Annotated in this window: 11 protein-coding genes; 4 read left to right on the top strand and 7 right to left on the bottom strand. The window is 73.2% G+C overall.

Annotated features, from left to right (window positions below; all coding sequences use genetic code 11):
* The first annotated feature begins 73 nt into the window (after positions 1–73).
* Positions 74–853, top strand: a complete 780-nt coding sequence (locus IF43_RS0128620) for a DUF6227 family protein (RefSeq protein ID WP_030207040.1) — start codon at positions 74–76, stop codon at positions 851–853.
* A gap of 70 nt (positions 854–923) precedes the next feature.
* On the opposite strand, the gene pfkB is transcribed toward IF43_RS0128620, so the two are convergent.
* Both pfkB and IF43_RS0128610 read right to left on the bottom strand, forming a co-directional pair.
* A complete protein-coding gene (gene pfkB / locus IF43_RS37025) occupies positions 924–2,039 on the bottom strand; it encodes a 1-phosphofructokinase (RefSeq protein WP_037890459.1) in 1,116 nt (371 codons plus the stop codon).
* A gap of 341 nt (positions 2,040–2,380) precedes the next feature.
* Entirely contained in the window at positions 2,381–3,820 is a 1,440-nt protein-coding gene (locus IF43_RS0128610; RefSeq protein ID WP_234332572.1) for an MFS transporter, read from the bottom strand.
* A 175-nt stretch (positions 3,821–3,995) separates the two neighbouring features.
* Here IF43_RS0128610 and IF43_RS0128605 point away from each other — a divergent pair, with 175 nt between their 5' ends.
* The gene (locus IF43_RS0128605) at positions 3,996–4,997 is read left to right on the top strand and encodes a YafY family protein (RefSeq protein ID WP_030207032.1); all 1,002 of its coding nucleotides are present in this window, start codon (positions 3,996–3,998) and stop codon (positions 4,995–4,997) included.
* A gap of 106 nt (positions 4,998–5,103) precedes the next feature.
* Here the strand turns inward: IF43_RS0128605 and IF43_RS0128600 are convergent, their stop codons facing one another.
* Positions 5,104–6,102, bottom strand: a complete 999-nt coding sequence (locus IF43_RS0128600; RefSeq protein WP_030207029.1) for an RNA polymerase sigma factor RpoD/SigA — start codon at positions 6,100–6,102, stop codon at positions 5,104–5,106.
* A 500-nt stretch (positions 6,103–6,602) separates the two neighbouring features.
* Between IF43_RS0128600 and IF43_RS0128595 the strand changes: the two genes are divergently transcribed.
* Complete coding sequence (locus IF43_RS0128595; protein WP_030207028.1) at positions 6,603–7,244, top strand: Uma2 family endonuclease; 642 nt, start codon at positions 6,603–6,605, stop codon at positions 7,242–7,244.
* 12 nt (positions 7,245–7,256) lie between these two features.
* Here the strand turns inward: IF43_RS0128595 and IF43_RS0128590 are convergent, their stop codons facing one another.
* The 3 genes from IF43_RS0128590 to IF43_RS0128580 all read right to left on the bottom strand — a co-directional run bounded on the left by IF43_RS0128590 (position 7,257) and on the right by IF43_RS0128580 (position 10,663).
* The gene (locus tag IF43_RS0128590) at positions 7,257–8,045 is read right to left on the bottom strand and encodes a dioxygenase (protein ID WP_030207027.1); all 789 of its coding nucleotides are present in this window, start codon (positions 8,043–8,045) and stop codon (positions 7,257–7,259) included.
* 146 nt (positions 8,046–8,191) lie between these two features.
* Positions 8,192–9,739, bottom strand: a complete 1,548-nt coding sequence (locus IF43_RS0128585; RefSeq protein ID WP_030207020.1) for an MFS transporter — start codon at positions 9,737–9,739, stop codon at positions 8,192–8,194.
* Positions 9,740–9,985: 246 nt separating this feature from the next.
* A complete protein-coding gene (locus IF43_RS0128580) occupies positions 9,986–10,663 on the bottom strand; it encodes a TetR/AcrR family transcriptional regulator (RefSeq protein WP_030207017.1) in 678 nt (225 codons plus the stop codon).
* 266 nt (positions 10,664–10,929) lie between these two features.
* Between IF43_RS0128580 and IF43_RS0128575 the strand changes: the two genes are divergently transcribed.
* On the top strand, positions 10,930–12,210 hold the full coding sequence (locus IF43_RS0128575; RefSeq protein WP_030207013.1) for a M6 family metalloprotease domain-containing protein: 1,281 nt from the start codon (positions 10,930–10,932) through the stop codon (positions 12,208–12,210).
* A 79-nt stretch (positions 12,211–12,289) separates the two neighbouring features.
* Here IF43_RS0128575 and IF43_RS0128570 read toward each other — a convergent pair whose 3' ends face one another.
* A complete protein-coding gene (locus IF43_RS0128570) occupies positions 12,290–12,478 on the bottom strand; it encodes a hypothetical protein (RefSeq protein WP_158939541.1) in 189 nt (62 codons plus the stop codon).
* Between the last annotated feature and the right edge of the window lie 24 nt (positions 12,479–12,502).

The raw sequence follows: 12,502 nt of genomic DNA, 5'->3' as shown, positions 1-12,502 counted from the left end.
GGGCGGGATGTCGGCCCCAGGGGCTACGTTGAGCATCCGTGAAGTGACTAGCTGCGACGGCCTGGAGACCACGTTGAGCGATCCGTACGAGACAACCGAGGCCCACCTCGAGCGACTCCTGGGCCGCGCCCTGAACTCCTTCGACCTCCCCGACCAGTTGGTCGAGCGCATCGGCACGGCGCTCGCGCACAGCTCCGCGCTGCACTCCTCGCACCACAGCTCCGTCACCGGGCTGCACCACGAGGCGTACCGGCACACCTACCTGCTGGCGGACGGCGAGGCGGTCTCGCTGTGGGAGCTGGCCCACCGCGCGCCCGGGGCGAGCGCCCTGCGGCACGAGGTGTTCGCGGACAAGGAGGAGCTGGGCCTGGCCGTGGACCGGCTGGTCGGCGAGGAGTACGACCTCTCGGCCGCGGACCTCGCGGCGTACGCGGCGCTGGCGGCCGACGACGGCCCGGAGCACGATCTGGCGGTGCTGGGCGCCCTGTTCGCGCGGCCGAGCCTGCCGCGGCAGCGCCGGATGTACGCGGTGGACGACTCGGCGGACCACGCGCGCCGGGTCCTGCGCCGGGCGGAGAACGCGGACCGGCCGGGGCCGGCGGTCGCCCGGCTGCTGACCTCTGCGTACGCGCACCAGATCACGCAGGCCTTCGGGAGCCGGCAGTGCCTGGCGGACGGCCGCGACGCCGGCTTCACCCTGTACGAGCACGCCTTCGTGCTGCTGGACGGTACGGAGTGCAGCCTGTGGGAGGTGGAGCACACGGCCACGCCCGACGGGCGGCACATGTGCGAGGTCTACGCGAGCGAGCGGGCGGCCCGGGAGGCGATGGAGGTGCGGGCCCGGGTGCGGTAAGGGGTGGGCGCGGGTGCGGTAAGGGGTGGGCCCGGGTGCGGTAAGGGGTGGGCCCGGGTGCCGGTGCGGGTCAGTGGTCCAGGGGGCGGTCCGCGGGGATGTCGTCCGGGGGCGTCACGACGGTGACCGCGGACGGGTCGAGGTCGGCGGGAGTGGGCATCGCGCTGCCCGGCAGGCCGACCGCGGCGGCGCCGTGCGCGAGGGCGGAGGCGAGCGCGGAGGCGAGTGCGGCCGCCGGGTCGGAGCCCGGCCCCGGTCCGGTGGGCCCGGCGTCGGTCCCGGCGACGGCGTCGGCGTCGGTCGCGGCGGTGGCCTCGGTCGCGGCTGCCGGCGCGGCGGTCCCGGCGGCCGGCGCGGCGGTCCCGGCGGCCGGCGCGGCGGTCCCGGCGGCCGGCGCGGCGGTCGCGAGCAGGAAGCCGGCCAGGGCCGCGTCGCCGGCGCCGACGACGCTGCGGACGGCGTCCACGCGGGCGTATCCGTAGTACGTGCCCGTCGCGTCGACGAGCAGTTGCCCGGCGGCGCCGAGGCTGGCGAGCACCGCCCGGGCGCCCCGGTGCCGGAGCTCGCGGGCCGCCTGTGCGGCCTCGCCCACGGTGGCGAGCGGGCGGCCGACCGCCTCGGCGAGCTCCGCCGCGTTCGGCTTGACCAGGTCGGGGCCGGCCGGGAGGGCCGCCAGCAGCGCGGGGCCCGAGGTGTCCAGTGCGACGCGGGCGCCCGCGTCGTGGGCGACCGCGATGAGGTCGGCGTACCACTCCTGCGGCAGTCCGCGCGGCAGGCTGCCGCAGCAGGCGATCCAGTCCGCGGCGGGCGCCTGGGCGCGCACGCTGTCGAGGAGCAGGGCGGCCTCGGTGGGGGTCAGCTCCGGACCCAGTGCGTTGATCTTGGTGAGGGTGGCGTCGGGTTCGACGACGGCGATGTTGGAGCGGGTGTTGCCGGCGATGCTCACCGCGGTCACGTCGATGCCCTGGGCGCCGAGGAGCTCCCCGACGAGCGCGCCGGGGGCGCCGCCGAGCGGGAGGACGGCGATGGTGCGGCCGCCCGCGGCGGCGACGGCGCGGGAGACGTTGACGCCTTTGCCTCCGGGCTCGACCCGGTCGGCGGTGGCGCGGTGCAGGGTGCCGCGGGTCAGGGCCGGAACCTCGTAGGTGCGGTCCAGGGAGGGGTTGGGCGTGACGGTGAGGATCATGCGTGTGCGGCTCCCGTGCCGGTCGCAACTGTGGCTTGCGACCACAGACGCCGCCCCGCCGGGCTCCGCCCGGGAAACCCGGGCGCTGCGCGCCGGGTGCGCTCAAACGCCGCGCGGGCTGGCATCGCCCGCTCAGCGACCAGCAACCCGGGCTCGCCGAGCTCCGCCCGAAAACCCCAGGCGCTCCGCGCCGGGTGCGCTCGAACGCCGCGCGGGCTGGGTTCTGCATCCGCCCCGGGCATGTCCGGGGCGGTGGGGCTGCAGGACCAGCCTCGCTGGCGTTCGAGGCGCGGGGTCCGGGGCGGAGCCCCGGGGAGGGTGGGCGCGGGGCGCCCGGAGGGTTACGCCGGGACCTTCGTGGGGGCGTCCGCGGTGTCCAGCGGGGCGTCGGCCGTCTCGGGGGCGGGGCGTCGCTGGTGGCGGGGGAGGAAGGACATCACCGCGAAGATCAGGGCGAGGACCGCGATGACGTACCACAGCGCGTTCTGGAAGGCGTCCGTGAAGGCCAGGGCGGGGTCGGCCTCGGGAAGCCGGTCGTCGACGATCGTGAAGAAGACGACGGAGACCAGGCCGAGGCCGAGCGCGTTGCCCATCTGGCCCGTGGTGTTGATCAGACCGGACGCGGAGCCGGCGTGCTCGCGCGGCACCTCGGAGAGCACGGCGTCGGTCAGCGGCGCCACGATCAGGCCCATGCCCACGCCCATGACGACCAGCGGGAGCGCCATCTGCCAGGAGGCGATCTCGAGGCCGTAGCGGTTGGCCTCCCAGATGTAGAGCAGCACGCCGAGGGCCATGACCAGCGCACCGGCCTGCAGCACCCCGCGGCCGAAGCGCGGCACGAGCTTCTGCACGGACAGTCCGGCCGCGGCCGAGACGGCCAGGGAGAACGGGATGCCCGTCAGACCGGCGTGCAGCGGGGTCCAGCCGAGGCCGAGCTGCATGTAGAGCGTCCAGCAGAGGAAGAAGATGCCGGTCGCGATGCCGAAGGTCAGCTGGACCGCGATGCCGCCCGCGAAGCTCTTGATGCGGAAGAGCGAGAGCTCGACCAGCGGGGAGCCGTCCTTCTGGGTCTTGTACTTCTCGTACGCGACGAAGGCGGCGAAGACGAGCGGCGTGGCGCCCATCGAGACGAAGCCCCACGTCGGCCAGCCGGCCTCGCGGCCGTGCGTCAGCGGGTAGATCAGCATGACCAGGCCCAGGCTGACCAGGACGACGCCGACCAGGTCGAGGCGCAGCGCGACGGGGGCCTTGGACTCCCGGATGAACCTGGCGCCGAGCAGCAGGCCGGCGATGCCGACGGGCAGGTTGATCAGGAAGATCGGGCGCCACTCGAGGCCGAAGAGGTTCCACTCGGTGAGCAGCGCGCCCAGCATCGGGCCGGAGACGGCACCGAGGCCGACGACCGCGCCGAACATGCCGAACACCTTGCCGCGCTCCTCGGCGGGGAAGGTGACGTGGATGATCGCCAGCACCTGCGGGACCATCATGGCCGCCATGCCGCCCTGCAGGAGGCGGGAGGCGACGAGCATCTCGGGGTTGGCGGCCAGGCCGCACAGCGCCGACGCGGCGGTGAAGCCGGCGATGCCGACGAGGAAAAGGCGCTTGCGCCCGTAGATGTCACCGAGACGGCCGCCGGTGATCAGGGCGGCGGCGAAGGCCAGTGCATATCCGGCGGTGATCCACTGGATCGCCGTGTCGGAGGCGGCCATGTCCGCCTTCATGCTGGGCAGGGCGATGTTGACGATCGTGACGTCGACGAGGTCCATGAACGCCGCGGTCATGACGATCGCGAGGGCGAACCAGCGGCGCCGGTCGGCGGAGGGGGCTATGGGGTCGGCGGGATCGCGGTCGGGCCCGGGCGCGGCGGGCTGTTGTTCCTTCTGGGTGCTGGTCATGGGAGGAACGCTAGCCCGGCAGTAGGCCAGATCGTGACCTATTTACCGCGAGAATGGGTCCATGACTGACACCCCCGCACGCCTCCTGACCCTGCTGTCCCTCCTGCAGACGCCCCGGGAATGGCCCGGCAGCGAGCTGGCCGAGCGGCTCGGGGTGAGCGGCCGCACCATCCGGCGGGACATCGACCGGCTGCGCGAGCTGGGATATCCGGTGGAGGCGTCCAAGGGTGCCGTCGGCGGATACCGGCTGGTGGCGGGGGCGGCGATGCCGCCGCTGGTGCTGGACGACGAGGAGGCGGTGGCGATCGCGGTGGGGCTGCGGGCCGGCGCCGGGCACGCCATCGAGGGGGTCGAGGAGGCGTCCGTACGGGCCCTGGCGAAGCTCGAGCAGGTGCTGCCGTCGCGCCTGCGGCACCGGGTGAGCACCCTGCAGTCCGCCACGTCGGCGCTGTCGCGCGGCGACGGGGCGAGCATCGATCCGCACACGCTCACGTCCATCGCGGCCGCGGCGACGGGGCGGGAGCGGCTGCGGTTCGCGTACGAGGCGGGGGACGGGCGGAGCTCGAAGCGGCTGGTGGAGCCGTACCGACTGGTCTCGACGGGGCGCCGCTGGTACCTGGTGGCGTACGACCTGGAGCGGGCGGACTGGCGGACGTTCCGGGTGGACCGGGTGCGCGAGCCGTTCGGGACGGGGGCCCGGTTCGCGGCGCGGGAGCTGCCCATGGGGGACGCGCTGGCGTTCGTGGAGCGGGCGATGCGGTCGGGGCGGGGGCAGGCGCCGTACGGGGCGGAGGTCGTCTTCGAGGCGCCGGCGGAGCGGGTGGCCACTGTGGTGCCGTACTGGGTGGGCACGCCGGAGCCGGAGCCCGGGGACCCCGGGCGCAGCCGGCTCCGGTTCACGACGTCCGACCAGCCCGACTGGGTGGCGATGCGGCTGGCGCTGGCGGGCGTGCCGTTCGCGGTGCGCTCCCCCGCGGTCCTGGCGGACGCCGCCGCGGTGCTCGGCGCCCGCCTCACCGCCGCGGCGGTGGCGGGCGGCGCGGACGCCGCGCCGGGGGCGTGAGGGTACGCCGGCCGGAGCCGGGAAGCGCCTACGAGCGGGGGGCGCGTACGGGCCGGGACTGGACCGGCGGGCGGGCGCCCGCGGACCGGGCGGGCGCCCCGCGGGATCAGGCGGCGGCGTCGAAGCCCGTGTCGCGGGCCATCCGCTTGAGCTCCAGCAGCGCGTGCTTCTCGATCTGGCGGATCCGCTCGCGGGTCAGGCCGTGCTCCTTGCCGACCTCGGTCAGGGTGCGCTCCCGGCCGTCGTCGATGCCGTACCGCATCTTGATGATCGAGGCGGTGCGGTCGTCGAGCTTGCCGATCAGGTCCTCGAGCTCCTCGGTGCGCAGCAGCGAGAGCACCGACTGCTCGGGCGAGATCGCGGAGGTGTCCTCCAGCAGGTCGCCGAACTGGGTCTCGCCCTCGTCGTCCACGGACATGTTGAGGCTCACCGGGTCGCGGGCCCAGTCGAGGACGTCGCCCACCCGCTGCTCGGTGGAGCCGAGCTCGGCGGCGATCTCCGCGTGCTCCGGCTCACGGCCGTGCTCGCGGTTGAACTCGCGCTGCACGCGCCGGATCCGGCCGAGCTCCTCGACGAGGTGGACGGGGAGCCGGATGGTGCGGGACTGGTCGGCGATGGAGCGGGTGATGGCCTGGCGGATCCACCAGGTGGCGTACGTGGAGAACTTGAAGCCCTTGGTGTAGTCGAACTTCTCCACGGCCCTGACCAGGCCGGCGTTGCCCTCCTGGATGAGGTCGAGCAGGGGCAGCCCGCTGCGCGGGTAGCGGCGCGCCACCGCCACGACCAGGCGCAGGTTGGACCGGATGAAGACCTCCTTGGCCCGGTCTCCGGCGGCGGCCAGCTGCTGGAGCTCCTCGCGCGTGGCGCCTGCGGAGGTGCTCTCCAGCTCGCCGTCGAGGATCTGCCGGGCGAACACGCCCGCCTCGATGATCTGCGAGAGCTCCACTTCCTTCGCGGCGTCGAGCAGCGGGGTGCGCGCGATCTCGTCCAGGTACATGCCGACCAGGTCGCGGTCTGCGATCTCCCCGCTGACGGCGCGGACGGTGCCGGACGTACCGGTGCTGGCCGTGTCGGACTGACGACGGGCGACGGCGCGGGTTGCCATGCGTGCTCCCTTGCGATGAGTTCGGTCGCGGTGTGGCTCGTGCGGCTGTCGGGACTCTCTCGCGAGCGCCCCGCATCCGAAGGAAACAACGACTGCAATCGGGACAGAATTCCCACGCGGCGTCCCGAATTTCGCGATCTTGCAGTATCCTGCCCGGCCGCGCCCCGCGATCGCCTGCGCCCGACTCCGTCGTCGGGTACGGACCCGCAGGTCAGGCCCCTTGGGCGACGGACGGCCGCACGGTCCGCACCCGCGGCGGGCGACCCGCCGAGACCCCCGTCACCACCCCGTCGGGCCCCTCACGGTCCACGAGGTCACACCTACACCCCCGAAGACGCTCCCCCGCCCCCTCCGGTTGCCCGAACGTCGGTCCGAGCCACCCTTGCGGATGACGGAGGGACATCCCTCCGGCATATGCGGCGACTTTTCCCTAGCGTCAGGGCGTCGCTTGTGCCGCCGGGCCGCCGACGCCCAGACTTTGAGGAGGAGGTGTTGCACCCATGACCGCTCTCGCCCATGAGGCTCCGGAGGTGGAAATGCCCCAAAGCGATCTCGACGAGGCCCTGTGGCTGGCATGGAAGGCTGCCGTCGAGAAACTCCCCGAGGGCTTCCGCGCCGAGATCATCGAGGGGTCCATCGAGGTGTCACCCACGGGTCGTCGATCACACATGCAAGTGATCAACCGACTGCGCCGAGCCCTGGAGAAGTTCCTGGAGCCGACCGAGTACGTGACCTACCACGACGGCAACGTCGTACACGAACGGAAGCTCTGGATTCCCGACTTGTTCGTCGCACTGGAGGATCTGGAGGAGGTCGACGGTGAGGCCGACCTCGCAACCGAAGCGTCGGCCGTGGAGACGGTCGTCGAGGTGGTCTCCCCCGGCTACGACAGCACCACCCGCGACAGGGTTCGCAAGCGTCGCGCCTACGCTCGGGCCGGCATTCCCGTTTACGTGCTGATCGACGCCTATGACGGGCACGGGACCGTGAGCATCCTCACGGCCCCCGACCTGGGCAGGGCCGACTACACGGGCGAGGTGCGAACCCAGTTCGGACGTGAGGTCGCCATCCCGGAAGGCCCCGCCAAGGGTTTCGTGATCGGGGAGGAGATCACCGGGCCCGCGCGGAACGCCCCCGCGTGAGCGGGGCGGGCGTCAGCCGAACTGCAGCGAGCGCTTGGCGAGGCCCATCCAGAAGCCGTCGATGACGTCGCGGTGGGCGGTGAGGTCGCCGGCGGCCTCGGCGGCGCCGAGGGTGACGAACAGCGGGGCGAAGTGCTCGGTGCGGGGGTGGGCGAGGCGCCCGGCCGGGGAGCGGTGCTCGAAGTCGAGGAGGGCGTCGACGTCGGCGGCGGCGAGCGCCTCGCGGCCCCACGCGTCGAACTCCGCCGACCAGCCAGGCACGCCGCCGGCGTGGCGCAGGGCGGCCAGGTTGTGGGTGAAGAAGCCGCTGCCGACGATCAGGACGCCCTCGTCGCGCAGCGGGGCCAGTCGGCGGCCGATGTCCATCAGGGCCTGCGGATCGAGGGTGGGCATGGACACCTGGAGGACGGGGACGTCGGCGTCGGGGTACATCTCGACGAGCGGGACGTACGCACCGTGGTCGAGGCCCCGGTCGGGGATGTCCTGCACCGGCGTACCGGGGGCGCGCAGCAGCTTGCGCACGCTCTCAGCGAGCTCGGGCGCGCCGGGGGCGTCGTACCGGACGCGGTAGTAGTGCTCGGGGAAGCCCCAGAAGTCGTAGACGAGCGGAACGGGCTCGACGGCGCCGAGGGCGAGCGGGGCCTCCTCCCAGTGGGCGGAGACCATGAGAATCGCGCGCGGGCGGGGCAGGCCCGCGGACCAGGCGGCGAGTTCGCCGGGCCAGACCGGGTCGTCGGCCAGGGGCGGGGCGCCGTGGCTCAGGTACAGGGCGGGCATGCGGGCCGGGCTGGGCGTGGTCATGCTTCGAGCGTACCCCCGAGTGATTCAAATTTGAAGGAGTTTTTCGTTCGAATTTGAACTGATGGGTGCGGCTCAGGGGCCGGTACGGGAAGGCCCCGGTCGCGCGGGGTGCGCGACCGGGGCCCGGGTCCGTGGAGGACGCGAGGTCAGTGGGCGATGACCGGGACGGGGGTCTCGGCGTCCGCACCCGTGCCGTCCGAACCGGCGACGGCCGGACCCGGCTGCGGGCGACCCGTGGTGATGAAGGTGAACGCGATGACCGCGGAGGTCACCAGGATGCCGACCGCCCACCAGATCGCGGACGAGTAGCCGTGCACCATGGCCTGGGCCTGGACCGCCATCGCGGCCTCCTTGCCGTGCGAGGCCTCGGCGGCGTGCGACACCAGGAACTCGGTGGTGGCGGACGCGGCGATGGTGTTCAGCAGGGCGGTGCCGATCGCGCCGCCGACCTGCTGCGAGGTGTTCACCATGGCGGAGGCGACACCGGCGTCGGCCGGGTCGACCCCGATGGTCGCCAGCGACATGGCCGGCATGAAGGCCGTGCCCATGCCGAGGCCGAGCAGCAGCTGGGCCGGCAGGATCAGCGCCGGGTAGGAGGAGCCGACCTCGATCTGGGTCAGCAGCAGCATGCCGAGCGAGGCGAGCAGGAAGCCGGGCGCCATCAGGTAGCGGGGCGCGACCCGGGTCATGAGGCGGGCGCCGATCTGGGTCGAGCCCGTGATCATGCCCGCGATCATCGGCAGGAAGGCGAAGCCGGTCTTGACCGGGGAGTACCCCTTCACGACCTGCAGGTAGTAGGTGAGGAAGAGGAACAGGCCGAACATCGAGATGACCGCGAGGCCCAGCGAGAGGTAGACGCCGCCGCGGTTGCGGTTGGTGATCACCCGCAGGGGCAGCAGCGGCGAGCGCACCTGGGACTCGGTCCACACGAACGCGAACAGCAGCACGGCGGAGGCCACGAACAGCCCCAGCGTCACCGGGTCGGTCCAGCCGTCGGACTCGGCGCGCGTGAAGCCGTACACCAGGGAGACCAGGCCCAGCGTGGACAGGACCACGCCCGGGATGTCGAGGGAGGAACGGTTGCGGGCGCCGACGGGCTCGCGGATGACGAGGAACGCGCCGACGGCGGCCACGATCGCGAACGGGATGTTGACGAAGAACGTCCAGCGCCAGTTGAGGTACTCGGTCAGGAAGCCGCCGAGGATCAGGCCGACGGCACCGCCGCCGCCCGCGATGGCACCGTAGATGCCGAAGGCCTTGGCGCGCTCCTTGCCGTCGGTGAACATGACGGCCAGCAGCGACAGGGCGGCCGGCGCGAGCAGCGCGCCGAAGGCGCCCTGGAGGGCGCGGGCCCCGAGCATCATGGCCTCGCCCGTGGCGGCGCCGCCGAGTGCGGAGGCGGCGGCGAAGCCCAGGAGGCCGGTGATGAAGGTGTTCTTGCGGCCCCAGAGGTCGGCGATGCGGCCGCCGAAGAGCAGCAGACCGCCGAAGGCGAGGGCGTAGGCGGTGATGACCCACTGCCGGTTGCCGTCCGAGATGCCCAGGTCCTGCTGGGCGGAGGGCAGTGCGATGTTCACGATGGTCGCGTCGAGGACGACCATCAGCTGGGCGAGGGCGATGAAGACGAGCGCCTTCCAACGGCTCGGATCGGCCGTCGGCTGGACGAGCGCCGCCGACTCGGCGGACTTGGGCATGGGGTTCCCCGTTCGTGATGCGTGGCAGCCCGGACGGCGCGGCGGCCGGGCTGGTGTACCTGACGTTTCGGTGGAGCTGGGGCGCCGGCTCGCCTGACGCGCCGGCGTGACTGCTGTGCGGACGTGCGGGTCCTGCGGGACGTGCTCCGTGTGCTGGCGTGCTGGCGTGCGGGACGTGCTGGGCCGCGTGCCGGAGGTGTCCGTGAAGAGAAGACGCCTCAGGCGCGGGGTTTGTGACGTCGGCCGTCAGGAACCGGTGTCCGTCCGGTGCTTCCTGAGGTCGTCGAGGGTGGCCGGTGCCCCCGGGAGGGCGGTGCGCGCCGGGGCGCGCAGGCCGTCGAGGAACAGTTGGAGGTGGCGGTGCGTGTAACGGTCGACCTGCAGGCACGCGGTGCCCGGCAGCGGCCGGCTGAGCTGGGACAGCGCCATCATCAGGTCGCCGGCCGCCACGTCGGGCCGGATCGAGCCGTCCCGCTGCCCGCGCTCCATGAGCTCGGTCACCAGCACCTCCAACCGGTCGCGCGCGGCGAGCAGTTCGGGGTGCAGGTGGTCGAAGTCCCCGGAGAGCATGGGACAGAGGGCGCCGATCCGCTCGTCCGTGGCGGCGTGCGCGAAGCGGTCCAGGGCGGCGGCGGAGTCGGACTCCCCCGCCAGCGCCTCCTCGGCCCGCTCGGCGACCTGGTCCATCACGTAGAGGACGACGTGGTGGACGAGGGCCGCGCGGTCGGGGAAGTGCCGGTACAGCGTGGCGTTGCCGATCCCGGCGCGCCGGGCGATGTCGTCGAGGGCGGCGTCGGCGCCGTGCTCGACGAACGCCTCGCGGGCCGCGGCGAGGATCCGCTCGCGGTTGCGCACGGCGTCGGCGCGCGGGCGCGGCACGCGCCGGGCGGTGCCCGTCGTGTCGATCACGTGTGTCGCGCCCATCACGGTCCCTGCTTCCCTCGTTCCGTCCGGCCTTCGGCGGCCGGGCCCCGTCCCGCCGAAGCGGGGAGAGCGTCCCCGCTTTCCGGCGACGTAGATGCAAACGGGGAGAGCCTCCCCGGTTATTTCATCCTGTTGTGTGACCTGAGTCACAGGCCTTCCTCGTTCGGCCTCCCCCGGCGAGCGTCCCCCGGCGTCCCGGCAGAGGGTGATCGCACAGAGTGCAGCCCGGGCCAGGCCGGCTGCCCCGGGACCCCGAGGGCGATCGCATGGCGCACACCCGTCACGGCATATGCCGGCACCGCCGCACCAGGGCCTACATCGGCCTGACGGCGCTGGCCCTCGGCGTCACCGCCACCGCGAGCACGGGTATCAGCTCCCGCACCCACTCCGCCTCCGGGCCGGTCTCCGCTGCCCAGGCCGAGGCCGGGCTCGCGCCCTGCCGGATCTCCGGGGCCATGGGCGTGCAGATGTCGGAGGGGCTGCCCACCGCCCCCGGGTACGCGCGCTCCACGGGCGAGGTCCGGGCCCTCAACCTGATGATCGACTTCCCGGACGCCAAGGGGGAGGGCGCGGCGGCCGACCGGCTGGCCGAGTTCTTCCCGCAGACCGCGAACTGGTTCCGAACCAGTTCGTACGGGCGGCTCGTCTACCGCGCCGAGGCGCCGATACGGACCTGGCTGCGGATGCCGATGCCGTTCGCCGCGTACGGGATCGAGCGCGGCTCCGCGTACGACCCGGGGTACCGGCAGCTGGTGCAGCACATCATCGCGGCCGCCGACCCCGCGGTGGACTTCAGCCGGTACGACCTGGTCAACGTCCTGGTGACCCCGAACGCCGGCCCCTCCGCGCTGGACACCGTGCTCTCCGTGACCTTCTCCGGCAACGCCGAGGCGCCGGTGGCCGACGGGGTGCCGCTGGCGAACACGTCGTTCGTCTACAGCCGGCAGGACGACGGCTCGGGCTCGTACCGGGAGACCGGCTTCCGGGTCCTCCCCCACGAGAACGGGCACGTCTTCGGGCTGCCCGACCTCTACACCTCGGACGGCGGGGGCGCGGTCGGCCACTGGGACATCATGAGCGAGGACTGGGGCGCCAACAACGACCTGCTGGGCTGGCACAAGTGGAAGCTGGGCTGGCTCGACAGCAGCCAGATCAGCTGCGCCTCCAAGCCCGGGGTGAGCGACCACGTGCTCTCGCCCCTGGCGGTCGGGGGCGGCAAGAAGCTGGCGTTCGTACCGGTCTCCGACAAGGCCGGGTACGCGATCGAGGTCCGCACCCCGGCCGGCAACGACGAGGAGGTGTGCAAGCCCGGCGTGCTGATCTACAAGGTGGACTCCGACGTCGACACCGGCCACGGCCCCGTCACCGTCTCCGACAGCACCCGGGGCAGCGGGGGCTGCACCCGGCGGCCGAACGTCCACGCGGACCTGTCCGACGCGACCTTCTCGCCCGGCGAGACCTTCCAGGACGACGACGCGGGCATCTCCGTCTCGGTCGTCGGCCAGCTGCGTACGGGCGCCTACCAGGTCCGCGTCACACGGCCGTAGGGCCCGCCGCGCGCCGAGCACGCCCCGCGGACCCGCCGTCGGGACCCGCCGGGCGCGCCGCGCGGCGCGGAGCCACCCGTCAGACGCCGGAGTCGCGGTTGCGGCCGCGGAAGGCGTAGAACGCGCCGAGCAGGATGCCCCCGGCCGCGGCGACCACGCCGGTCACCTTGCCGTTCCCGAAGGCGGCGGAGACGACGATGGCCGCCGCGTACACCATGGGCAGCACGACGTTGAGGTTGGAGAGGGCGGACTTGGGAGCCTGCGACATGGTTTCCCTGCTCTTCGTGAGGTG

It is taken from the genome of Streptomyces sp. NRRL S-87 (genome assembly GCF_000719335.1).
Classification (GTDB): domain Bacteria; phylum Actinomycetota; class Actinomycetes; order Streptomycetales; family Streptomycetaceae; genus Streptomyces.
The sequence above is the reverse complement of the archived record's forward strand: the minus strand, read 5'-3'. Positions and strand labels throughout refer to the sequence as shown.